General features: G+C 71.8%; 23 protein-coding genes. 8 read left to right on the top strand and 15 right to left on the bottom strand.

Going from position 1 to position 22,433, the window contains the following annotated elements; translation table 11 throughout:
- Positions 1 to 161: 161 nt before the first annotated feature.
- From cbiE to OG509_RS08810, 5 genes are all read right to left on the bottom strand, one after another.
- Positions 162 to 1,373, bottom strand: a complete 1,212-nt coding sequence (gene cbiE, locus OG509_RS08790; RefSeq protein WP_406181480.1) for a precorrin-6y C5,15-methyltransferase (decarboxylating) subunit CbiE — start codon at positions 1,371 to 1,373, stop codon at positions 162 to 164.
- 107 nt (positions 1,374 to 1,480) lie between these two features.
- The gene (locus OG509_RS08795; RefSeq protein ID WP_406181482.1) at positions 1,481 to 2,182 is read right to left on the bottom strand and encodes a GNAT family N-acetyltransferase; all 702 of its coding nucleotides are present in this window, start codon (positions 2,180 to 2,182) and stop codon (positions 1,481 to 1,483) included.
- A gap of 152 nt (positions 2,183 to 2,334) precedes the next feature.
- A complete protein-coding gene (locus OG509_RS08800) occupies positions 2,335 to 3,198 on the bottom strand; it encodes a MetQ/NlpA family ABC transporter substrate-binding protein (protein WP_406181484.1) in 864 nt (287 codons plus the stop codon).
- A gap of 94 nt (positions 3,199 to 3,292) precedes the next feature.
- The gene (locus OG509_RS08805) at positions 3,293 to 3,961 is read right to left on the bottom strand and encodes a methionine ABC transporter permease (protein ID WP_385584553.1); all 669 of its coding nucleotides are present in this window, start codon (positions 3,959 to 3,961) and stop codon (positions 3,293 to 3,295) included.
- Positions 3,958 to 5,013 carry a methionine ABC transporter ATP-binding protein gene (locus tag OG509_RS08810; RefSeq protein ID WP_385584556.1) on the bottom strand — a complete coding sequence of 352 codons (1,056 nt, stop codon included), beginning with the start codon at positions 5,011 to 5,013 and terminating at the stop codon, positions 3,958 to 3,960. The genes OG509_RS08805 and OG509_RS08810 overlap by 4 nt, the downstream gene beginning before the upstream one ends.
- Before the next feature lie 567 nt (positions 5,014 to 5,580).
- On the opposite strand from OG509_RS08810, the gene OG509_RS08815 reads away from it, so the two are divergent.
- Both OG509_RS08815 and OG509_RS08820 read left to right on the top strand, forming a co-directional pair.
- Complete coding sequence (locus OG509_RS08815) at positions 5,581 to 5,949, top strand: hypothetical protein (RefSeq protein ID WP_385584559.1); 369 nt, start codon at positions 5,581 to 5,583, stop codon at positions 5,947 to 5,949.
- A complete protein-coding gene (locus tag OG509_RS08820; RefSeq protein WP_406181487.1) occupies positions 5,942 to 6,358 on the top strand; it encodes a hypothetical protein in 417 nt (138 codons plus the stop codon). The genes OG509_RS08815 and OG509_RS08820 overlap by 8 nt, the downstream gene beginning before the upstream one ends.
- Positions 6,359 to 6,375: 17 nt before the next feature.
- Here OG509_RS08820 and OG509_RS08825 read toward each other — a convergent pair whose 3' ends face one another.
- From OG509_RS08825 to OG509_RS08835, 3 genes are all read right to left on the bottom strand, one after another.
- Positions 6,376 to 6,882, bottom strand: coding sequence for a GNAT family N-acetyltransferase (locus OG509_RS08825; protein ID WP_053688798.1), 507 nt, complete (start codon positions 6,880 to 6,882; stop codon positions 6,376 to 6,378).
- Between the two features lie 37 nt (positions 6,883 to 6,919).
- The gene (locus OG509_RS08830; protein ID WP_406187508.1) at positions 6,920 to 7,435 is read right to left on the bottom strand and encodes a sigma-70 family RNA polymerase sigma factor; all 516 of its coding nucleotides are present in this window, start codon (positions 7,433 to 7,435) and stop codon (positions 6,920 to 6,922) included.
- 127 nt (positions 7,436 to 7,562) lie between these two features.
- Positions 7,563 to 8,756 carry a glycerophosphodiester phosphodiesterase gene (locus OG509_RS08835; RefSeq protein WP_406181490.1) on the bottom strand — a complete coding sequence of 398 codons (1,194 nt, stop codon included), beginning with the start codon at positions 8,754 to 8,756 and terminating at the stop codon, positions 7,563 to 7,565.
- Between the two features lie 303 nt (positions 8,757 to 9,059).
- Between OG509_RS08835 and OG509_RS08840 the strand changes: the two genes are divergently transcribed.
- A complete protein-coding gene (locus OG509_RS08840; RefSeq protein ID WP_406181491.1) occupies positions 9,060 to 9,692 on the top strand; it encodes a lysophospholipid acyltransferase family protein in 633 nt (210 codons plus the stop codon).
- Positions 9,693 to 9,695: 3 nt separating this feature from the next.
- Here OG509_RS08840 and OG509_RS08845 read toward each other — a convergent pair whose 3' ends face one another.
- From OG509_RS08845 to OG509_RS08855, 3 genes are all read right to left on the bottom strand, one after another.
- Entirely contained in the window at positions 9,696 to 11,171 is a 1,476-nt protein-coding gene (locus OG509_RS08845; protein WP_406181493.1) for a membrane-associated oxidoreductase, read from the bottom strand.
- Between the two features lie 68 nt (positions 11,172 to 11,239).
- A complete protein-coding gene (locus tag OG509_RS08850) occupies positions 11,240 to 12,805 on the bottom strand; it encodes an MFS transporter (protein WP_406181495.1) in 1,566 nt (521 codons plus the stop codon).
- Positions 12,802 to 13,353 carry a TetR/AcrR family transcriptional regulator gene (locus OG509_RS08855; RefSeq protein WP_387290224.1) on the bottom strand — a complete coding sequence of 184 codons (552 nt, stop codon included), beginning with the start codon at positions 13,351 to 13,353 and terminating at the stop codon, positions 12,802 to 12,804. Before OG509_RS08855 ends, OG509_RS08850 begins: the two co-directional genes overlap by 4 nt.
- 84 nt (positions 13,354 to 13,437) lie before the next feature.
- Between OG509_RS08855 and OG509_RS08860 the strand changes: the two genes are divergently transcribed.
- Both OG509_RS08860 and OG509_RS08865 read left to right on the top strand, forming a co-directional pair.
- Positions 13,438 to 13,953 carry an HAD domain-containing protein gene (locus OG509_RS08860; protein WP_406181497.1) on the top strand — a complete coding sequence of 172 codons (516 nt, stop codon included), beginning with the start codon at positions 13,438 to 13,440 and terminating at the stop codon, positions 13,951 to 13,953.
- A gap of 79 nt (positions 13,954 to 14,032) precedes the next feature.
- Entirely contained in the window at positions 14,033 to 15,199 is a 1,167-nt protein-coding gene (locus tag OG509_RS08865; protein WP_406181499.1) for a hypothetical protein, read from the top strand.
- 74 nt (positions 15,200 to 15,273) lie between these two features.
- On the opposite strand, the gene argH is transcribed toward OG509_RS08865, so the two are convergent.
- Both argH and OG509_RS08875 read right to left on the bottom strand, forming a co-directional pair.
- Positions 15,274 to 16,704 carry an argininosuccinate lyase gene (argH, locus tag OG509_RS08870; protein WP_406181501.1) on the bottom strand — a complete coding sequence of 477 codons (1,431 nt, stop codon included), beginning with the start codon at positions 16,702 to 16,704 and terminating at the stop codon, positions 15,274 to 15,276.
- A 98-nt stretch (positions 16,705 to 16,802) separates the two neighbouring features.
- Positions 16,803 to 17,996: an argininosuccinate synthase gene (locus OG509_RS08875; RefSeq protein ID WP_406181502.1), complete on the bottom strand. Its 1,194-nt coding sequence runs from the start codon at positions 17,994 to 17,996 to the stop codon at positions 16,803 to 16,805.
- A 185-nt stretch (positions 17,997 to 18,181) separates the two neighbouring features.
- On the opposite strand from OG509_RS08875, the gene OG509_RS08880 reads away from it, so the two are divergent.
- The 3 genes from OG509_RS08880 to OG509_RS08890 are packed head-to-tail and all read left to right on the top strand — an operon-like array spanning position 18,182 to position 20,982.
- Positions 18,182 to 19,690, top strand: coding sequence for a hypothetical protein (locus tag OG509_RS08880; protein ID WP_406181504.1), 1,509 nt, complete (start codon positions 18,182 to 18,184; stop codon positions 19,688 to 19,690).
- 8 nt (positions 19,691 to 19,698) lie between these two features.
- Positions 19,699 to 20,280, top strand: coding sequence for a pyridoxamine 5'-phosphate oxidase family protein (locus OG509_RS08885; protein ID WP_406181506.1), 582 nt, complete (start codon positions 19,699 to 19,701; stop codon positions 20,278 to 20,280).
- 36 nt (positions 20,281 to 20,316) lie between these two features.
- A complete protein-coding gene (locus OG509_RS08890) occupies positions 20,317 to 20,982 on the top strand; it encodes a L,D-transpeptidase (RefSeq protein ID WP_406187509.1) in 666 nt (221 codons plus the stop codon).
- Here the strand turns inward: OG509_RS08890 and OG509_RS08895 are convergent.
- Complete coding sequence (locus OG509_RS08895) at positions 20,976 to 21,773, bottom strand: hypothetical protein (protein ID WP_406181508.1); 798 nt, start codon at positions 21,771 to 21,773, stop codon at positions 20,976 to 20,978. The genes OG509_RS08890 and OG509_RS08895 overlap by 7 nt on opposite strands.
- A gap of 96 nt (positions 21,774 to 21,869) precedes the next feature.
- Entirely contained in the window at positions 21,870 to 22,433 is a 564-nt protein-coding gene (locus tag OG509_RS08900; RefSeq protein WP_385584593.1) for an arginine repressor, read from the bottom strand.

The following is a 22,433-nucleotide window of genomic DNA, read 5'->3' on the forward strand; positions in this document are numbered from 1 at the left end:
GTGCGACAACCCGTAAGCATTGTCGCGCCCGTTAGACACCATGGCGGCCATAACCGGCATGGTGCACTGTGGACTGCGCCACGTCGCGCGTCCGGCGGTGTCGTCACCCCCGGAGATGCCAGGGCGGTACGACGATCGGCCAGCCTACCCCGGCCTCCGCGCTAGCGGTTCACGGGGCGTTCGGCTGCCAGGAGGAAGACGACGGAACGGTCCTGTTCGCTCCAGGTACGGGTGTCCAGGCCCACCGACTGGAGGAGCGCGCACTCGACGGTGTAGCCGCCCTCGGTGAGCGCGCGGCCGATGGCCTCCGCCTCGTCGCGGGTGGAGGCGTGGCTGACGATCCGTTCGGGGCGGCGGTCGGCGACGGCCCGGGCGACCGCGGCTCCCCCGCCGCCGACGCGGACGACGTCGGGTTCGGGGAGGTCCTCCAGTACGTGCGGTGCGCGCCCGGCGACGACCTGGACCTGTACGCCCCGGTTGCGGGCGGCGGCAGTTGCGCGTGCGCAGGCGTGCGGGTCGGCGTCGACCGCGATGACGGCGGCGCCGAACGCGGCGGCCTCCACGGCGAAGGCGCCGGAGCCGGTGCCGATGTCCCAGACGAGGTCGCCGGTGCGCGGGCCGAGGCGGGCTAGCTGGGCTGCGCGCAGCAGCGCCGACTCCCCCTCGCCTCCCTCGGCTCCGGGCCGGGCCCAGCCGCGCGGGCCGGTGTGGCCGGCGCTCTGGCCGAGCAGCCAGGCCGGGTCGGCGGCCGCGGCGGGGGCGGCGGCGGCCTGTCCGCCGATGACGATCACGACGTTGGGGTCGCGCCAGCTGTGGTCGGCGACCCGGTCGGAGGTCAGGACGGTCACCTGCTCCTTGGCGGTGCCGAGCTCCTCGCAGATGACGAAGGTGCGGTGGACCCCGCCGAGCAGCAGGGCGAGTTCGGCGGGGCCGGCGCCGGGCGAGGTGAGGACGGCGACCTTGCCGTGGGCGCGGCAGACGTTGACGGCGCGGCGCAGCGTACGGGGGTGGGCGACGACGACCTGGGCGTCGTCCCAGGGCATCCCGGCGCGGGCGAAGGCGGCGGCGACGGCGGACACGGCGGGGACGACCTCGACCTCCAGGCCGTGCTCCGGGGCGCGCAGGGTGCGTACGGCGCCGAAGAAGCCGGGGTCCCCGTCGGCGAAGACGACGGCGGTGCCGCGGTGGCCGGCGATACGGCGGGCGGCCAGGCCGAGGCTGCCCAGGCGGATGCGCTCGGCGGTGGGCGGCACCTCGGGCAGGGCGAGGTGGTGGGCGGCTCCGGCCACGAGGGTGGCGGCGGAGAGCGCGGACCGGGCGGCCGCGGTCAGGGGCGAGCCGTCCCAGCCGATCACCGTGACCCGGTCGGCCATCGTCGTCAGTCTCCTGAGGTGGGGGCGGGGGAGCTTCGTCGGCAGGGGCCGGCGGGCGGGCCACCAGGCACGGTGGGTGAGACTACCTGGTCATCGGGTCGGCCCGGTCAGCTCCAGTCGGCGCCGACGGCGTAGCCGCCGGCGCCCGCCTGGGCGCCGCGGCCGTATCCGTAGTCGTCGTGACCGTTGTAGCCGTTGTAGCCGTCCGACTCCTCCATGTCGTCGATGTCCTCGGGGAGCAGGCTCCAGACGATGAGGTCGGTGCGGGTGTCCGTCCAGGAGCCGTCTGTTCCGTTTTCGGGCCGGGTGCGCACGATCCACGCGTTGCGCAGGACGCCTTCGCTGATGCAGCCGATCTTCTGGGCCACCTGCTGGGAGGCGGTGTTGTCGGCGGCGGTGCGCAGTTCGAGGCGTTCGAAGCGCTGGTCGTGGAAGAGCCATTGGGCGACGGCGAGTACGGACTCGCTGGCGTAGCCCTCGCCGCGGGCCCAGGGGGCGGTGACGTAGCCGACCTCGGTGCTGCGCGTGCGCCAGTTGGTGTTCTTGAGGTGCACGATCCCGACGAGGCGCTGGGTGAGGAATTCGGTGACCGCAAAAACGATGCCTCTGCCCTGCGTGCGCTCCGCGTGGGAGTCACGGGTGGCCCAGGCGTGGGCGTCCGCGTGGGTGTAGGGATGCGCCGCGGTGGTCCAGGCGGTGATGTGCTCGTCGTTCATCATCTCGGCGAGCGCGGTGACGTCCTCCCCGTCGAAGGGGCGCAGCACCAGCCGGTCCGTGCTGATGGTGACGTCCGGGAAGGTGGTAGTCATGCGCAGCTCCATGCCGTTGCTGGACCTTTGTGCGGGCCGTAGGCACAGCATGCAGCATCGGCGGTGGGATGTGGCGGCCGGGTTGCCCGGAAGCGGGCAGCGCTCGGCCCCGCACGCCCGCGGGGCGTACGGGGCCGATCAGCGGTTGTGGATCAGGACTTCGGGGCGCCGAAGGCCGGGACGACCGAGCCCTGGTACTTGTCCTCGATGAACTTCTTGACCTCGTCGGAGTTGAGGAGCTTGGCGAGCTTCTCGATCCGCGGGTCCTTCTCGTTGCCGGCCTTCACCGCGAGGAAGTTGGCGTACGGGTTGCCCTCGGCCTTCTCCAGGACCAGCGCGTCCTTGGCGGGCGCGAGCTTGGCCTCCAGGGCGTAGTTGCCGTTGATGACCGCGGCGTCCACGTCGTTCAGGGCGCGCGGGACCGTGGCGGCCTCCAGCTCCTTGAACTCCAGGCCCTTCTTGTCGGTGATGTCGGACAGCTTGGCGCCGGTGCCGACACCTTCCTTGAGGGTGATCAGGTTGTTCGCGGCGAGCAGCTGGAGCGCGCGGCCCTCGTTGGTGGTGTCGTTGGGGACGGCGATGGTCTGGCCGGCCTTGATGTCGGCGAGGGCCTTGACCTTCTTGGAGTAGAGGCCGAGGGGCTCCAGGTGCACGTTCACGACGGGCACGATGTGGGTGCCGTTCTTCTTGTTGAAGTCGTCGAGGTACGGCTTGTGCTGGAAGTAGTTGCCGTCGACCTGGCCCTGCTCGGTGGCGGTGTTGGGGAGCACGTAGTCCGTGAACTCCTTCACCTCCAGCTTCAGGCCCTCCTTGGCCGCCAGCTTGTCCTTGACGAAGTTCAGGATGTCGGCGTGCGGGCTCGGGGAGGCCGCGATGACGAGCGGCTTGCTCTCGTCGGCCTTGCCGCCGTCGGCCTTGGTGGAGGACGGGTCCGAGGAGCTGCCGCAGGCGGTGAGGCCGAGGGCGAGCGCGGCGGAGGCGGCGGCGAAGGCGGTGACCTTGATGTTCTTACGCACGAAGAGTGCCTTTCTTGCTTTTTCCGGATGGAGGCCCAAGCACGACAAGTGCGGGCTTTCGGGAGGGAGGTTCAGGGGGTGCGGTGGGCCCGGTTCAGGCTGTCCGGCCGCGGCGGGCGAGGAGGCGTACCGCGCCGTCGCCGATCAGCTGGATCACCGTGACGATGGCGATCAGGACCACGACGGTGGCGAGCATGAAGCCGGTCTCGAAGCGCTGGAAGCCGTAGGTGATGGCCTTGGATCCGAGGCCTTCGCCGCCGACCGCGCCGGCCATGGCGGAGTACCCGATCAGGGTGATCAGGGTGGTGGTCACGGCCGCGACCAGCGAGGGCAGGGCCTGCGGGAGCAGCACCTTGCCCACGAGGGTGGGGACGCCGCCGCCCATGGACTCGACGGCCTCGATCAGACCGTGGTCCACCTCGCGGACGGCCGTCTCGACGAGGCGCGCGAAGAAGGGGATGGCGCCGATGGCCAGCGGGACGATCATCGCGGTGGGGCCGATGAAGGTGCCGACGACCGCGGTGGTGACCGGGATCAGGGCGATCAGCAGGATGATGAACGGCAGCGAGCGGCCTACGTTCACGATCACGCCGAGGACCTTGTTGAGCGGCCGGTTCTGCAGGAGGCCGCCCTTGTCGGTGAGGACGAGGAGGATGCCTATGGGCAGTCCGCCGAGAACGGTCACCAGGGTGGACCACAGCACCATGTAGAGGGTGTCGTACGTGCCCTGGGTGAGCAGGGGCTGCATCTCGGACCAGGTCACTTGGCACCATCCTTGACGAGCTGGGCGAGCTCGGCGTCGGCGTCTTCGGGGTCGTCGACGACATCGACCTGCAGCCCCTGCTCGCGCAGGAAGCCGACGGGCACGACGTTGTCCTCGTAGCGGCCGGGCAGCTCGATCCGCATGCGGCCGATCTGGCGGCCGGCGACGGTGTCCATCGCGGCGCCGAGGATCGAGATGTCGATGTTGTACGTCCGCGACAGCTGGGAGATGACCGGCTGGGTGGCGGCGTCACCGTGGAAGGTGACGTCGACGACCGTGCGGTCGGGGCCGGTGGCGGCGCCGCTGACGGGGAAGAGCTCGCCGGCGAGCTCGGAGCCGGGGGTGGCGAGCAGTTCGGCGACGGTGCCGGACTCGATGATCCGGCCCTGCTTCATGAGGGCGGCCGAGTCGCAGACGGTCTTGACGACGTCCATCTCGTGGGTGATGAGCAGGACGGTCAGGCCGAGCTGCTGGTTGAGGTCGCGCAGCAGTTGGAGGATCGAGCGGGTGGTCTCGGGGTCCAGGGCGCTGGTGGCCTCGTCGGACAGGAGCACCTTGGGGTCGCCGGCCAGGGCGCGGGCGATGCCGACGCGCTGCTTCTGACCGCCGGAGAGCTGGCCGGGGTAGGCCTTGGCCTTGTCGGCGAGGCCGACGAGGTCGAGCAGTTCGAGGGCCTTGCGGGAGCGCTCGCGGCCGGAGACGCCGAGGATCTCCAGCGGGAGTTCGATGTTGCCCTGGACGGTGCGCGAGGACAGCAGGTTGAAGTGCTGGAAGACCATGCCGATGCGGCTGCGGGCCTCGCGGAGCTCCTTGCCGGCGCGGCGGCCGCGGCCGGCGAGCGCGGTGAGGTCGACTCCGTCGACGGTCACGGTGCCGGTGGTGGGGCGCTCCAGCAGGTTCACGCAGCGGATCAGGGAGGACTTGCCGGCGCCGCTCTGGCCGATGACTCCGTAGACCTCGCCCTCGCGGACGTGCAGATCGACGCCGTCCAGGGCGGTGACCTCGCGGCCACGGGACTGGTAGACCTTCGTGAGGCCCGATGTGGTGATCACAGGAATTCCGTCGCTGTCGAGTGCGCGGCGCAGCGGGGTGCCGGCACGGGGCAAACATCTGGGGACGCGATACGGGTCGAACCGTCACAAAAGGTCGGCGTCGACGCATGCGCGGGGCAGGAGCGGTCCGTGGTGTGTGGACGGGCTCGGCCGGGTCTCGCTTCGGGGCGCGAAACTCAGGAGAGGGGCCCTCAGAAGGCGCACATTCGACACATACAACGAGCACCGGGCGTCATCGTCGCCTCGGTCGCAAGGGTGCGGCTGCTCGTCGTGGTCATGGGCCCAAGTAAAGCAGACGTATCCCGTCACCGATCAAAACTGTCCGAATAGCGGACGCAATCCAGCCACATACCGGACAGGATCGGTCGGTCCCGGCCACCCGTCGACACCGCGACGCCCCCGTCGCCGGCCTGCACCGACGCGGCCGTGAGGCCCCGTACGACCCCGTCCGCGCCGAGCCCGGCGGGGGTGTGCGTTGTGGTCAAGGCCACGGTCCGCATCCCGGTGCGGGGGGTCGCGCCCAGGGGTGCGCGCACCGGGTCTTTCGGCCCGTAATACCCTCGCTGCATGCTCGACGCCCTGACGGTCGCCCTCGGCGCGGCCGCACTCGCCCTCGCCGCCTGGTGCGGATTCGCCGCCCTGCGGGACCAGCCCACCAAGGACTGGCACTTCATCGGCATGGGCGTGGTGACCCTGCTGGCCCTGGCCCAGCTGGTGATCGGCGTGGTGAAGCTCGCACAGGGCGGCAAGCCCGACGAGGGCACCGTGATCTTCGTGGCCTACCTGGTGGGCGCCTTCGCGGCGGTCCCGGCCGCCGGGCTGCTCTCGCTGAGCGAGCGGACCAAATGGGGTTCGGTGACGGTGGCCGCGGGCGCGCTCGTCCTCGCCGTCCTCGAAGTACGCCTCTACGACATCTGGGGGACCCCCGGTGCCTGACACGACGAGCGCCACTCCGGGCGAACGCAAGCGGCTGGTCTCCGGACCCGGACTGCTGCTGGTCTGGCTGTACGGGGTGATGGTGGTGGGGGCGCTGTCGCGCTCGGCCTACCAGATCTCCACCGAGTTCGACCGGGCGCCGCTGGCGTACTCGCTGTCCGGCGCGGCGGCCCTGGTCTACGCGTTCATCACGTACTCGCTGGTGCGCGGCGGGGAGACGGCCCGCAGGGCGGCGCTGTTCTGCTGCGCCGCCGAGCTGGCCGGCGTACTGTCCGTGGGCACCTGGACGCTGGTGCGCCCCGAGGCCTTCCCGGACGCGACCGTCTGGTCGGACTTCGGGATGGGCTACCTGTTCATCCCGGTGATCCTGCCGATCACCGGGATGCTCTGGCTGCGCGCCAAGCGCTGAACGTCAGGCGCTGAACGTCAGGCGCTGACCGCGAAGTCGGCCGCGTCGGTGGCCTCCTTCTCCAGGATGACCAGGCGTACGCCGTCGGAAGCCGTACGGCCACCGACCTGGACGTATCCGGCGTTGCGGTAGAGGCGCAGGTTGGACTCGCTCTTGTGGCCGGTGTGCAGCCGGAAGCGGGTGGTCTCGGCGCGGCCCGCGAGGGCCTCCTCGACGGCGCGCAGCAGCCGGGCGCCGAGCCCGTGGCCCTGCAGGCGCGGGTGGACGCAGAGCTTGGCGATCTTGCCGGTGCCGTCCTCGTCGACGCTGCCGCGCACGGTGCCGACCACTTCGTCGCCGAGCCGTGCCACGAGCACCGTGTCCGACTCCAGCTCGGCCTTGAGGGAGTCCAGGGTCTGGGTGAGCGGCTGGATGCGGTAGTTGCCGTACAGCTCGGCCTCACGCTGGAACGCCAGGTACTGCAGTTTGAGGATCTGCTCAGTGTCCTCGGCAGCTGCCGCCGAAATGGTCACGCTCATGCCCATGTGCGCATGCCTCCCGCTCACCTGGTAGCCCATTGGTCTACCGCTCCCTTCCCCGAAGGCGAGGAGCCGCAACCTCTGACGCCAGCATTCTGCGCAGACATCCCAGGCAACGGGAACGGACGGGTCCCAAACTTCCTTGTGAGATACCCAACTCTCCTGCGATTTCACGGTAAGTGAGGTCTCTGGGCGAAAGAAGTGCCCCCATGAGCTCCGGACACCGTCCGGGCAATCGGGCGACGGCCGATCGGAGAACGCGGTTCTCCTCCCCGTGCAGCAGGGCGTCTTCGGGCTCGGCGCCCGCGCTGCCGGGCCGGCAGCCGTACGGGATCTCGCGGCGGGCGCGGCGCCGGGCGAGCCGGGCCTCGGCCCGCACCGCGCGGCGCAGCCAGCGGGCCGGTTCGGCGGGGGCGGGGTCGTGTTCCAGCAGCCTGACCCAGACGGCTTGTTCCAGGTCGGCCGCTTCCACTCCGGCGCCCGGGGCCTCCGCGGCCGCCTCGGCGGAGAGCAGCGGCCCCAGTTCGTTCAGGAGGTCGGAGTCCTTCAGCAGGTCCATGCCGGGCGGGACGCGCGGGCCGTGCCCGGCGGTTTCCACACCCGGCACAGCCCACCCGTACGTGATATTCCGCTTATCTGTTGACGGTGCGTGGCCTCGGCGTTGGCCGAAACCCGTCCCTGTGTCCTCAGCGGCCGCGGCCCGGGCGGAAGGCCTCGGCCGCGAGCAGTCCGGTGTCCGCGTTGTCGGTGAAGATGCCGTCGATGCCCTGCTCGAAGTACGTCTTGAAGGCGCCGAAGGCGTCCCCGTACGCGTTCGGGTCGGTGCCCTTGCGGTACTCGGCCGGCAGGAAGGTGTTCTCGTTGCGCGCGGTGTAGGGGTGCAGCACCAGCCCCTGGGCGTGGGCGTCCTTGACCAGCGTGGTCGGGGCGCCGAGCTTGCCCGCCGCGTCGCGCGGGAGGATCAGGTCCATCGTGGGGCCGATGCCCTGGGCGAATCCGGCGATCCACTTCAAGCCCTCGGGCTTGACCAGGTCCGACACCGTCCGCGGGTCCTTGGCCTGTTCGAAGTCCCACGGCCGGGTGCCGGCGGCGGACAGCAGGACCACGCGCGGCGCGGAGACCAGCCGGGAGAGCCGCTGGATGCTGGAGGGCTCGAAGGACTGCAGGAAGAGGGGGGCGCCCCGTCCGTCACGGCCGTAGCGGCGCAGCAGCTTGGCGAGGGGCTCTTCGAGGCCGAGGCCCAGGGACCGGAAGTACGTGGGGTGCTTGGTCTCGACGTGCAGCCAGACGCGCTTGCCGCGCCGCTTGCCCTCGCGGTCGGCCCAGCGCAGCACCTCTTCGAAGGTGGGCACGTCCCACCGGCCGTCGTAGAGCGTGTTGCGCTGGCGGACGGCGGGGATACGTTCCTTCGCCCGCAGGGTCTTCAGCTCGGCGAGGGTGAAGTCCTCGGTGAACCAGCCCGTGACCGCGACCCCGTCGATCGACTTGGTCGTACGCCGGGAGGCGAACTCGGGGTGGTCGGCGACATCGGTGGTGCCGCCGATCTCGTTCTCGTGGCGGCACACGAGGTGGCCGTCCTTGGTGGGCACCAGGTCCTGCTCGACGACGTCCGCGCCCAGGTCGAGGGCGAGCTGGTACGAGCCGAGGGTGTGCTCGGGCCGGTAGCCGCAGGCCCCGCGGTGGCCGATGACCAGCGGGACGGGGAGGTCCCGGTAGCCGCCGCCGTGGCGCACCTCGGCTTCGTACGCGGTCTCCGCCGCCGCTGCCTGTGTCCCCCCGGCCGCCGAGGCGGATCCCGCCGAGAGTCCGGCCATGCCGCCGCCCGCTGCCAGGACGGCCGCCCCGAGGACCGTGCGCCGTGCTGCCCCACCCTGCGTCATGAGTGCCACTCCAGTCGTCTGAGAGGGCCGGGCGGTACCCGGGGTCTGCCGGGCCGAGCGGCCCGATTCGGCGTGCCGATCGTAGGCAGCGGCCGGTGGCGCGGGGGTGGGCCTGCGGGGAACATGGCGGAAACGTACGTCAACACTGCGTATCCACCTCGTGAACCCGATGTGCACTCGGAGCTGACCCGCGAGTATCGTCCTCACCTGCACTACCCCCGTGTGGTGCGAAAATCGCGTTTCGATGCCGGAGGGCTCACGTTGTTCCGTACATCGCTCATCAAAGCCACCGTCGGACCGGTCATGCGCATGATGTTCCGCACCCGTGTGGAGGGCATCGAGAACATCCCGGGCACCGGACCGGTGATCCTGGCGGGCAACCACCTCACCTTCATCGACTCCATGATCCTTCCGCTGTTGTGCGACCGTACGGTCCACTTCATCGGCAAGGACGAGTACGTGACGGGCAAGGGCATCAAGGGCCGCGCCATGGCCTGGTTCTTCACCGGGTCCGGCATGATCCCGGTCGACCGTGACGGCGCCAACGGCGGCGTCGCCGCCCTGATGACCGGCCGCCGCATCCTCGAAGAGGGCAAGATCTTCGGGATCTACCCCGAGGGCACCCGCTCCCCCGACGGCCGTCTCTACCGCGGCCGCACCGGCATCGCCCGCCTGACCCTGATGACCGGCGCCCCCGTGGTCCCCTTCGCGATGATCGGCACCGACAAGCTCCAGCCGGGCGGCAAGGGCATGCCGCGCCCGGGCCGGGTCACCGTCCGCTTCGGCGAGCCGATGGAGTTCTCCCGCTACGAGGGCATGGACCGCGATCGCTACGTACTGCGCGCCGTCACCGACTCGGTGATGGCGGAGGTCATGCGCCTTTCGGGCCAGGAGTACGTCGACATGTACGCGACGAAGGCCAAGGAAGCCGCGTAGCGGTCACTGCCGCTGGAGTGACCGGCTGACGCCCGCCGCGGTCGTCGTGGCGAGGACCCAGCCGGTCACGATCAGCACGTACGAGAGCCACTGGTACCAGCCGCTCGGCGCGAAGGCGCCCTCCTGGCCGAAGCCGATGATCGGCAGCATCAGGTCGATCGTGTAGAACGCCGCGTTGAACTCCGGCGCCTCCCCCGCCTTGAGCTCCCTCGGCGGGTGCAGACCGTACGCGATCGTCCCCGTCAGCAGCAGCGCCAGCAGCCAGCCCGCCGCCCGCAGCGGCCGGAAGCCGTAGCCGACGGTGGCGTCCTGGAGCAGCCCCCAGAGCCGGGCGTGGCGGGGCAGGGTGCGCCGGTGCCGGCGCAGCTTGGCGAGCTGTACGGTCCGTGCTCCCGCCTCGTCCCCGGCCGTCCGGTAGGCCGCCGCGAGCTGCTCGTACGCGTACGGGAGGTACCCGGACTCCTCGCGATCCAGCGCGGGCAGCCGCTCCTCGGGCGGCAGGTGCGGGGCGAGGGTGCGGTAGGTGAGGCCGTCGATGCGGATCTGCTCGGGCCAGGTTCCGGGCGGCATGTGCAGCAGGTCGAACTGGGAGCGGCGCAGGTTCACCCCGCCGCGGATGGTGTCGCAGGACCGCAGCCACACCTCGCCGATCACGCAGCTGGAGGCGCGCAGCGCCACGCCGCCGGGGTTGGCGAGCCGCGCGTAGGCGAGGTTGAGCTGGCCGGGTATGCGGGAGCCGGTGAGGTTGACCCGCCCGCGGGCCTCCAGCCCCCTGGCGCGCAGATCGGTGCCGACGGACAGGGTCTCGGCGTGCAGGGCGGTGCCGCCGGGGGCGAGCAGGCGGGCGCCGTCGAGGTTGATCTGGCCGCCGACGGTGGCGCCGTTGATCCGGGTCTGGCCGTGGACGGTGAGGTCCATCGCGATGACGTCGGTCTTGATGGAGGCGTGGTTGAACTGGAGCAGGGGCTCCTCGGCCTCCTCCTGCGCGTCCGGGTCGCCGATGACGGCCCGCTGGAGGAAGAGGCCGCCGGTTATCCGGGCTCCTTGGAGCCGTACCGGCCCGGTGATGCGGCAGCAGGCCAGCCGCAGGACGAGGTCGACGCCGAGGGTGGCGGCGGTCAGGCCGGGCAGCGCCGAGTCGGAGAGTACGAGGGCGCGCAACTGGGCCCCGTAGAGCAGGGGTTTGCGCTCGAACCAGCAGGCGCGCAGCCGGATGCCGTGCTCGACGACCGCGTACTTGAGGTCCAGCTTGCCGGTGATCCGGGCGCCCCGGACGTTGAGCCCGGGGACCTTCCCCGCAGCGGTGACCCGGCTGAGCAGCAGGGCGCTGAGCACCTCGGCGCGCAGCGTCCGCTCGGGCCCCCACTGCGCGCCGTCGAAGCCGTTCTCGTCGGGGTGCTCCCGGAAGTCGACGCCCTCCCCGCGCGGGAAGGCTTCCCATACGCGGCGTTCCGCCGGGGTCAGCTCGTTGATCTCCATCGCGGGGATGGTGTCCTGCGTGTCGACGGACTGTCAACTCTGTTCAGGACACCACCCCTTGAGGGGGATCAGTGCGCGATGCCGTCCTGGAGCTTCTGCCCCCTGAGCAGGAACCAGGCCGCGACCGCCGTGGCCAGCAGCACGGCCGCGCCCACGCCGGAGGCGAGCCGCAGACCGTCCACGAAGGCGTCCTGGGCGGCGCCGACCATGGTCTGCGCGGTCGCGGGGTCCACCGCCTTGGCGGCTTCGACGGCGCCGCCCAGCGATTCGTGCGCGGCGTCGGCGACGGGTCCGGGGACCGAGGCCGGGGCGGTGAAGCCCTGGTAGACGCCGGTGACGACGGAGCCGAGCAGGGCGATGCCGAGGGCCGCGCCGAGTTCGTACGCGGTCTCGGAGACGGCCGAGGCCGAACCGGCCTGCTCCTTGGGGACGCTGGAGAGGATGACGTCGGCGGTGACGGTGAAGGAGAAGCCGGCACCGAGGCCGACGACGAGCAGGGCCGCGCCGAGCAGCGGGTAGCCGCTCTCCTTGTGGAGCAGGGTGAGCGCTCCGAGCGCGAGCCCGATGGCCGCGAGGCCGCCGGTGACGATCGACCGTACCGAGTACCGGCGGGCGTAGCGGCCGGCGATCAGGCCGGTGACCACCGCGCCGATGGCGGCGGGCAGTTCGGCCAGGCCCGCCTCCAGGGGGTCGCGGCCCTGGACGAGCTGGAGGAACTGGGAGAGGAAGAAGACGAGGCCGGAGAGGCCGAAGACGGTCAGCAGGTCGGCGAGGACCGCGCCGGAGAAGCCGCGGTGCCTGAAGAGCCGCATGTCGAGGAGGGGCGACGGCAGACCGAACTGGCGGCGGACGAAGCCGTACAAGCACGCGGCGCCGAGGGCGGCGGAGAGCGCGACGCCCCGGGTGACGCCGTGGGTGGCGACTTCCTTGACGGCGTAGACGACGCCGATGACGCCGACGAGCGAGAGGGCGACGCTGAGCAGGTCCCAGGGTCCGGAGACCGGGTTCTTGGACTCGGGCAGCAGCTTGATGCCGACGAGGACCAGGGCGATCATCACGGGCAGGTTGATGAGGAAGACCGAGCCCCACCAGAAGTGCTGGAGCAGGGCTCCGCCGACGACGGGCCCGATGGCCGCGCCGGCCGAGGCGGTGGCGCCCCAGATGCCGATGGCGAGGCTGCGCTCCTTGGGGTCGTGGAATATGTTCCGGATCAGCGCGAGGGTCGAGGGCATCAGCGTCGCGCCGGCCACGCCGAGCAGGGCCCGGGCCACGATCATCATCTCGGGGCTGGTGGCGTAGGCGTTCAGGACGGAGACGGCGCCGAAGGCGGTGGCCCCGACCAGGAGCAGCTTCTTGCGGCCGATGCGGTCGCCGAGGGAGCCCATGGAGACGAGCAGACCGGCGATGACGAACGAGTAGATGTCGCCGATCCACAGCAGCTGGGTGCCGGACGGCTTGAGGTCTTCGCTGAGTGAGGGTGTGGCGAGACCGAGTACGGTGGCGTCCACCGCGACCAGCAGAACGGCCAGGACGAGCACGGAGAGCGCCAGCCAGCGCCCCCTGCTCCCCCTCTTCCCCTCGGCTCCGCTCGCCTCCGTCCTCTGTCCCTGCGTCAGCTGCTGCGTGCGGCTCATTTCTCCACGCTCCGTCGTGCGCCACCGAGCAACAGCTCGATGATCATGTACTGGAAGTCCTTCGCGGCGACCCGGCCGTCCATGACGGCCCAGGCGCAGGTGCCGATGAGGCCGTAGAGGGCCTCGGTGAGCCAGGCGGGGCTCAGGTCGATCCGGATGTCGCCCTCCTGCTGGCCGCGCCGGAAGAGCGCGTTGACGCGCGCGTCGAGGCGGGCCCATCCCTCGTTGACCTGGTCGCCCTCGAAGAGCTGGTTCTCGGTGACGAGGAAGGCCAGCAGCTGGGCGTCGCGCTCGGCCTCGGCGACGAGCCGGCGCAGGGCCTCCACCGCCGTGCCCTCGTCGAGGCGGGCGTTGTCGAAGGCCGTCTCGAACTGGCGGATGCCGAGTTCTTCGAGGGCCCGTACGAGGGCGTCGCGCCCGGCGAAGTGCCGGTGGAGGGTCGCGCGCCCGATGCCTGCGGCGCGGGCGACCTCGTCCATCGTGGCGGTCGATTTGCGGGAGAGCAGGGCTGCGGCGTCGCGGAGCACCTGGTCACGATCCATGGCCATGAGACAAGCATACCCCGAATGAGACGTGCATGTCTCATTGAAAAATAGGGTGCCCCCGGGCGCCCGGAACGGAAGGCTGCCGAGATGACGCCCAAGCCCTTGCTGCTGATCGACGTGGACGGCCCGCTGAACCCCTACGCGGCCAAGGCCCAGCGCCGCCCGGAGGGGTACTCCACCCACCGGATGCGCCCGAGCGGTTGGACGGAGGCCGAGAGCCGGCGGCCGCTGCGGGTCTGGCTGAACCACGCCCACGGCGCGCAGCTGCTCGCGCTGGCGCGCTCGTACGAGCTGGTCTGGGCGACCACGTGGAAGGACGAGGCGAACGACTGGATAGGCCCTCACCTGGGCCTGCCGAGGCTCCCGTACATCGACTGGCCGCAGATGCACGGGCGGGCACCGCGCGGCACCTTCTGGAAGACGCAGTACATCCTGGAGTACGCGGGCGCGCGGGAGTTCGCGTGGATCGACGACGACATCACGGCGATGGACCGCGAGTACGTGGACCAGCGCCACCCGGCGCGGGCCCTGCTGATGCGCGTCGACGAGCGGATCGGTCTGACCCGGGCGGACTTCGAGGCCCTGGCGCGCTGGGCGGAGTAACGGGCGGGCCCGCTGCGGCAATTAGCATGCCCATGCCACCCCCTGGCTCCATGACCTGCAGTTCCGACGAAAGCGACCCATGCACATCCAGCGGATCCTCGCCACGACCGCCGCCCTCGCCTGCCTCGCCCCGCTCTCCGCCTGCAAGGGGGGTACAGACGCCGCCCCGCCCGCGGCGCCCGCGTCCGCCGCCCCCGAGGGCCCCCTCGCCGAGGCGCAGCGCTACGTGCGCCAGTACGGCTCGTGCGAGGACCTGAGCGCGGCGCCCGACGACCCGCGGCTGCCGGCGGACGACCTCACGAAGGCCGGACAGTGGTCCGTGACCGAGCGCGGCATCTGCAGCGACAAGCCCGAGCGCGGTGAGATCGTCCTCTCCGTCCCTTCGGACATGAAGGAGTTCCAGACGCGCTACAAGCAGTACGTCATGGACAAGATCGCCGGGGGCGACGGCGCCTACGGCCTGAACAGCCGCGTCCTCGTCGGCAAGGGCTTCGTCGCCGCTCCGACCCGTACGAAGACGGCTCTTGCGCTGGTCCGCTCCGAGCTGCGCGTCCTGACCTGCAATCCCACCGCCCCGGTACCCAAGGGGTACAAGCGGGAGAAGGCGCTGGTCGAAGGCTGCGTGCTCAGCGACTTCGTGGGCAGCACGGACGGCTCGGGCAGCCCGAACCTCGAAACCCCGCAGGACCCGGCGGCCGGCGGCGCGGGCGAGAAGCCGGGCCAGCCGGCCCACGGCAGCCTCGGGCTGCCGCGCGCCGGCAGCATCGCCGAGCTGAAGAAGCTCGTCGGTTCCAGCGTCGACTGCACTCACTTCTCCACCGACCCCGCCACGGTGGCGATCGAGTCCATCGACTACGCGCCGGTGGTGACGGGCGATCCGCTCGGCTGGGGCGTCACCGGGCGCGGCCTGTGCGGGGAGCCGGCCGGTGCGCAGCGCGCGCACGACCTCAACTGGCTCGACACCGTGGGAGACATGAAGAAGATGCAGACCAGGGCGAAGGCCACCCAGCAGGCCGACCTGAAGGACGACGGAAAGCTGCGGCGCACCGCGAGCCTGCTGCTCGTCGGCGAGAACATCGCGGTGGAGACCAACGACCCGGACGTCCGGTTCGGGCTGTACCAGCAGCAGTTCCTCTACCTGAACTGCGTGCCGGGCTTCTCCGCCCCGGCCGGGTACCGGCTGGAGAAGTCCCAGGTCGAGGGCTGTGTGCTGACCAACTACGAACCGGATCACCCGGTGCGCTAGAGCACGCACGGAACACGCCCGAGGGGCGGTGGGAGCCGGGGCTCCCACCGCCCCTCGGGCGTGGACGGGACGAGCTAGTGCTTGTGGGTGGCCCAGGCGTGCTGGATGACCAGGTCGGCCTTCAGTTCCGCGAGCTGCTTGGCGACCGCCGAGGGGGCGGTGCCGCCGCGGCCGTTGCGGGAGGCGAGGGCGCCCGGCACGTTGAGGACCGTACGGACCTGCGGGGTCAGGTGCTCCGAGATCTTCGCGAACTGCTCGTCCGTGAGCTCGTCCAGCTCGATCCCGAGCGCCTCGCACTCCTTGACGCACTCGCCGGCCACCTCGTGCGCGACGCGGAACGGAACGCCCTGCTTGACCAGCCACTCCGCGATGTCCGTGGCGAGGGAGAAGCCGGCCGGAGCCAGCTCTTCCATCCGCTCCCGGTTGACCGTGAGCGTCGCCATCATCCCGGTGAAGGCCGGAAGCAGGACCTCAAGGGTGTCGCAGGAGTCGAAGACCGGCTCCTTGTCCTCCTGGAGGTCCCGGTTGTAGGCCAGCGGCAGCGCCTTCAGCGTGGCCAGCAGGCCCGTCAGGTTGCCGATGAGCCGGCCCGACTTGCCGCGCGCCAGCTCCGCGATGTCCGGGTTCTTCTTCTGCGGCATGATCGACGACCCGGTCGAGAAGGCGTCGTGCAGGGTCACGAAGGAGAACTCCTTCGTGTTCCAGATGATGATCTCCTCCGCGATCCGGGACAGGTTGATCCCGATCATCGCGGTGATGAAGGCGAACTCGGCGACGAAGTCGCGCGAGGCCGTGCCGTCGATCGAGTTGCCGACCGAGCCCCGCTCGAAGCCCAGGTCGGCGGCGACCGCCTCCGGGTCCAGCCCCAGCGAGGAGCCGGCCAGAGCACCCGAGCCGTACGGGGAGACGGCGGTCCGGGTGTCCCACTGCCGCAGCCGCTCCGCGTCCCGCGACAGCGACTGCACGTGGGCCAGTACGTGGTGTGCGAAGAGCACCGGCTGCGCGTGCTGGAGGTGGGTCCTGCCCGGCATGGCCACGTCGTGGTGCGTCTCGGCGAGGCCGACCAGCGCGTCCTGGAGGTCCGCGATCAGGCCGCCGACGATCCGGGCGTGGTCGCGCAGGTACATCCGGAACAGGGTGGCCACCTGGTCGTTGCGGGACCGGCCGGCGCGCAGCTTGCCGCCGAGGTCGGCGCCGAGCCGCTCCAGCAGGCCCCGCTCCAGGGCGGTGTGCACGTCCTCGTCGGCGACGGTCCCGGTGAAGGAGCCGTCGGCGACATCGGTCTCCAGCCGGTCCAGGCCGGCGATCATGCGGTCGAGCTCGTCCGCCGTGAGCAGGCCCGCCTTGGCGAGCACGCGGGCGTGGGCACGGGATCCGGCGATGTCGTACGGCGCGAGGCGCCAGTCGAAGTGGACCGACGCGGACAGCTTCGCGAGGGCCTCGGCGGGGCCGTCGGCGAACCGGCCGCCCCAGAGCCGGACGTCACCACCGTTGTTGCTGCTCACAGCTGCTGCTCCTCAAGGATGCGTGCGTGGATGTGCGTCGGCCTCCCCGTCGCGGAGGTTACGGGGAGGCCGACTTCGTACTGCGTAACGAGTCGGGCTCAGGCCAGGTCGCGGCGTGCCGCGATCTTCGACGAGAGACCGAAGATCTCGATGAAGCCCTGGGCCTTGGACTGGTCGAAGGTGTCGCCCGAGTCGTAGGTCGCCAGGTTGAAGTCGTACAGCGAGGCGTCCGACCTGCGGCCGGTGACCACGGCGCGGCCGCCGTGCAGGGTCATCCGGATGTCGCCGGTGACGTGCTGGTTCGCCTCGTTGATGAACCCGTCCAGGGCCCGCTTGAGCGGGGAGAACCACTGGCCGTCGTAGACCAGTTCGCCCCAGCGCTGCTCGACCTGCCGCTTGTAGCGGGCCAGCTCGCGCTCCACGGTGACGCTCTCCAGCTCCTGGTGCGCGGTGATCAGCGCGATCGCGCCGGGGGCCTCGTACACCTCGCGGGACTTGATGCCGACGAGGCGGTCCTCGACCATGTCGATCCGGCCGATGCCCTGGGCTCCGGCCCGGGCGTTGAGCTGCTGGATCGCCTGGAGCACGGTGACGGGCCTGCCGTCGATGGCGACGGGGACGCCCTCCTTGAAGGAGATGACGACCTCGTCGGCCTCGCGCGGCTCGGCGGGGTCGGCGGTGTACTCGTAGATGTCCTCGACCGGCGCGTTCCAGATGTCCTCCAGGAAGCCCGTCTCGACGGCGCGCCCGAAGACGTTCTGGTCGATGGAGTACGGGGACTTCTTGGTGGTCGCGATCGGGAGGTTCTTGGCCTCGCAGAAGGCGATGGCCTTGTCCCGGGTCATGGCGTAGTCGCGGACCGGGGCTATGCACTTCAGGTCGGGGCCGAGGGTCTGGATGCCGGCCTCGAAGCGGACCTGGTCGTTGCCCTTGCCGGTGCAGCCGTGGGCGACGACGCCGGCGCCGTGCTTCTTCGCGGCGGCGACCAGGTGCTTGACGATGACCGGCCGGGAGAGCGCCGAGACCAGCGGGTAGCGGTCCATGTAGAGGGCGTTCGCCTTGATCGCCGGGAGGCAGTACTCGTCGGCGAACTCGTCCTTGGCGTCCGCGACCTCGGCTTCGACGGCACCGCAGGCGAGGGCGCGCTTGCGGATGACGTCCAGGTCCTCGCCGCCCTGGCCGACGTCCACGGCAACGGCGATGACCTCTGCGCCCGTCTCCTCGGCGATCCAGCCGATGGCGACGGAGGTGTCCAGTCCGCCTGAATAGGCGAGTACGACGCGCTCGGTCACGGGCTTCTCCTTACGGCATCCAACGGTGTGTCCACGGTGCATCCATCTACCGGCATAACTATGCACTGTTCCGTATGTTTCGTCAATCGACCCCTGGCTGCACCCCGCTGACCAGCACGAATATCAGGGGCACAACCGGCGGCGACGGCCTACGATCGGCGGTCTGCACCACAAGGGGAGGGCATATGGGAGTCGTGACGCAGCGGCAGACCGAGGAGGGCCGGGCCGCGGCGGAGGGCCTGCTGCGCGGCGGGCGCCCCGGCATCGGCGGCGTCCACCGCCCCGATCAGCCGGTCTCCTGGATCGCCTTCGACGCGGAGGTCCGGCGCGGCCACTTCCGCCGGGACGTGGCGGCCCGCGCCGCCGACCGGATCGAGGTGCGCCTGTGCCACCCCGACGGCAGGATCCGCGAGGCCGCGCTCCTGGCGCCGAAGCCGCCGCTCCCGCTCGTCGCGATCCGCTGCGCCGACTGGGCGCCGGCGGTGCGCGAGCGGGCCCGTCAGGTGCTCGCCGGGGCTCTTGCCACCGACCCCGCGCGCACGCTGATCCAGCTCACCCCGCTCGTCCTGTGCCTGGCCCGGCGCGAGCAGGGCCGCTGGGCGCGCGACCTGTTCGAGAAGGCCCTCGGCGCCGAGGACCCGGTACTCAGCCCCTGGTGGCGCCCCGCGCGCCCCGGGCGGTGGTGGCGCCCGGCGCGGGACGCGCGCACGATGACCGGCGAGCAGCCCGACACCGTGCTCGGCTGGCTGCGGCGCAGCGGGGACCTGCCGACCCGCCGGTTCGCCACCCGCATCACGCTCGACGCCGGGCTGTTCGGCGTACGGGAGTTGGCCCGGCGGGCGGGCGAGGAGCGGGATCCCGCGACGGCTCGGCTGTGGGCCGACGCGGCGCTGGCCGAGCTGGCCGGCGACGGGCCCGACGACGAGGCGATCGACGCCCTGCTGCGCGGGCACATCCCCATGGTGCGGGCCGACGGGGTCACCGCCCTGCGGCGGGCCGGGCGTCACGCGGAGGCGGTGGGCCACCTGGCCGACCGCTCCGGGCTGGTCCGTGCCTGCGCGCGCTGGCTGGTCAAGCAGGGCGGTGGCGACCCGTACGCCCACTGCCGCGCCCTGGTCGAGGACCCGGCCCGGGTGAGCTCGTACGCCGTCACCGGTTTCGCCGAGTGCGCCCGGCGGTCGGACGCACCGCTGCTGCGCGGGCTGCTGGACCACCCCGCGGGGGCGGTGCGGGCGGCGGCGGTCGCCGGGCTGCGCGCGCTGGAGGCCACCGACGTGGAGCTGCTGCGGCCGCTGCTCGACGACCCGTCGGCCGCGGTCGCCCGGGAGGCCTCCGTGAGCCTGGCCGGGGTCGCGGCCCGGCTGCCCGCCGAGTGGCTGCTGGAACGCATCGCACCCGACCGCCCCGCGCACACCCGCCGGGCCGCCTACCGGGTGCTGCACGCCCGCGGCGGGGTCATCGGGCTGCGCGCCTCCGTGGAGCTCCTGACGGACGCCGACCCGGCGCTGCGCCGGATCGCCGCGCAGCGCGTGCAGAGCCTGTGGTCCCCCGACCGGCCGCCCGCGCTGCCGCTGCGCGACCCGGAGGTGGCGGCCCTGCTGGACCGCTGCACCGGGCTGTTCAGCGAGTACGTCATGGGCCGGCTGCACTCACAGCTCGGAATTCCCCGCACGGCATCCGGCCCGACCGGATAATGATCCGTATGGGAAAGCTCTATGAACGCATAGACGGCCGGCTCCGCTCCTTCATCGAGGAGCAGCCGGTCTTCTTCACCGCCACCGCCCCGCTCGCCGGGGACGGCCACGTCAACCTGTCCCCCAAGGGCCGCGCGGGCACGCTCGTGGTCATCGACGAGCAGACCCTCGCCTACCTCGACTTCGGCGGCAGCGGCGCCGAGACCATCGCCCACGTCCGCGAGAACGGCCGGATCACACTGATGTGGTGCGCGTTCAGCGGCCCGCCCAACATCGTCCGCATCCACGGCGAGGGCGAGGCCGTCTTCCGCGACGACCCCCGCTGGGGTGAGCTGATCGGCCTGTTCGGGGCGGCCGACGGGCCCTCGGCGCGGGCGATCATCGTCGTGCACGCCCGCAGGATCGCCGATGTGTGCGGGTACGCCGTCCCGTTCATGGAGTACCAGGGCGAGCGCACCCTCCACGCGGAGCACTTCGGCCGCAAGACGGACGAGGAGTTCGGCGCGTACTGCGAGAAGAAGGAGTTCATCGGATCGAGTGTGGACGGCCTGCCTGCACTGCCGCTGCCGCTTCCGCCCCGTACCGTCTGACATGTGCTGCGTACCGCTCTCGCCACCTGCGTAACGATCGTCACCAGCCTGCTCGCGCAGGGCTCGTACGGATCCGCTCCGCTACCCGCCCGCCTCGCCGACACCGGCGGCGGCAGCCAGCTCATCACCGCCGTCGCGCCCGCACCCGGATCCACCACCGGGCGGCTGACCTGGTGGGACCGCCGGGCGGGGCGCTGGTACGAGGCCGGCAGCGCCGAGGCGCGCTTCGGCGCGAACGGCCTGACCGAGGGCGCGACCCGCACCCAGGGCACGAACACCACGCCGACGGGCCTGTACGAGCTCCCCTACGCCTTCGGGATCCGGCACGCACCGGCCGGGACGGAGTTCCGCTACCGCCGGGTGACCCCCGATTCCTGGTGGTGCCAGGACAACGCGTCGGCCGCGTACAACCGGTGGACCGAGCCGCTGCCCGCCGACTGCGCGCCCGGCGAGGCGGAGCACCTGGTCACGTACGAGAAGCAGTACGCGCACGCGCTGGTCATCGGCTTCAACTACGAGGAGCCGGTGCACGGACGCGGCGCGGGCATCTTCCTGCACGTCAACGGCAAGGGAGCGACAGCCGGTTGCGTGTCCGTGCCGGAGCGGGCGATGCGCGCGGTCCTGCGCTGGGCCGACCCGCGCCGCCGCCCGCACATCGCGATCGGGACGCAGGAGGGACGGCTCGCCGTCACCCGCTACTGAACACCGGCCGGGGTCCCCGCGCGGCGCCGACGGCCACGGTTGCGGCGGCGCCGGGTGCGCAGGCGGCTCACGCGCAGCCGCCGCAGGGCCTCCGGATCGCGGACGCCCAGGGCCTGGAGGGCCGGGTGGTGGGGGCCGTGGTGCAGGGCCTGCACGGCGTCGGCATCCGCCGTCCAGCCGACCCCGCGGGCCCGGTCGTAGACGCGGAACCAGCCCACCTGGGCGATCAGCCCGGCCCAGGCGACCCAGGCGGCCACCCATTCGGCGTCGCCGTCGGGCTGCAGCGACATCAGGCCCACGAGATAGACGATCAACTCGGCCAGGAGCAGGTACAGCCCGAACCGGGCCGGGCGGGCGGGTTCGCCCACCGTCAGCAGGGCCGGGCGGGCCGCCCGGAACTCCCGGTGGGCCGTGTGGAACTCCGCGTCCCGCAGCTCGATGCTGCCGAGGGTGGCGGGGGCGGTCCGGCGCAGCAGGGCGGCCAGCAGGGCTTCGGGCAGTGGGTGGCCGGGGGTGCGGGCGGGGTCCGCGGCGGCCGGGGACGGGATCAGATTGCCCCGGTGGTTGACGGTGACGAGCCCGTCGAGGAGCAGCCGCGCCGCGGCGGCCTGGGTCTCGTCCCCGGGCCACCAGCGGCCCACGGCGGCCTGGTACGGGTCGGCCAGAACGGCGGCCCACCGGTCGAGGGCGCTGCGGTGCCGCGCCGCTGTACGGCGGCGGACCACGCCGGCCAGCCCGTACAGCACGGCTGTGACGGGCACGGCGACACTGGCGAGGGCGTAGGCATGCACACGCCGAGCCTAGGCGGCCCTGCCAGGGCCGGTACACCGGATATCCGTCCCGGACGACGGGACCTGACGAGCCGTCAATCCGTCGCCCGGGGGCGGTCAGCTCTCCTTCTGGGCCAGCCTCAGCAGGTGGTCCGCGAGGGCCTGGCCGCCCGACGGGTCACGGCTGATCAGCATCAGCGTGTCGTCGCCGGCGATCGTGCCGAGGATCTCGCGGAGTTCGGCCTGGTCGATCGCGGAGGCGAGGAACTGGGCCGCGCCGGGCGGGGTGCGCAGGACGACGAGGTTCGCGGAGGCCTCCGCCGAGATCAGCAGCTCGCCGGAGAGGCGCCGCATGCGCTCCTCCTTGGCCGACTCGCCGAGCGGGGCCTGCGGGGTGCGGAAACCGCCCTCGCTGGGCACCGCGTAGATCAGCTCGCCGCCGGTATTGCGGATCTTCACCGCGCCCAGCTCGTCGAGGTCGCGGGAGAGCGTCGCCTGGGTGACGCTCAGCCCGTCGTCGGCGAGCAGCTTGGCCAGCTGGCTCTGCGAGCGGACCGGCTGCCGGTTGAGGATGTCCACGATCCGGCGGTGGCGGGCGGTGCGGGTCTGCGGAACGGACGGCCCGCCCCCGGACTCGGTCCGGGGGGAGCCCCACTCCTCGTGGTCCTGCGCGTGGCTCAT

The organism is Streptomyces sp. NBC_01006 (assembly GCF_045162725.1).
Classification (GTDB): Bacteria; Actinomycetota; Actinomycetes; order Streptomycetales; family Streptomycetaceae; genus Streptomyces.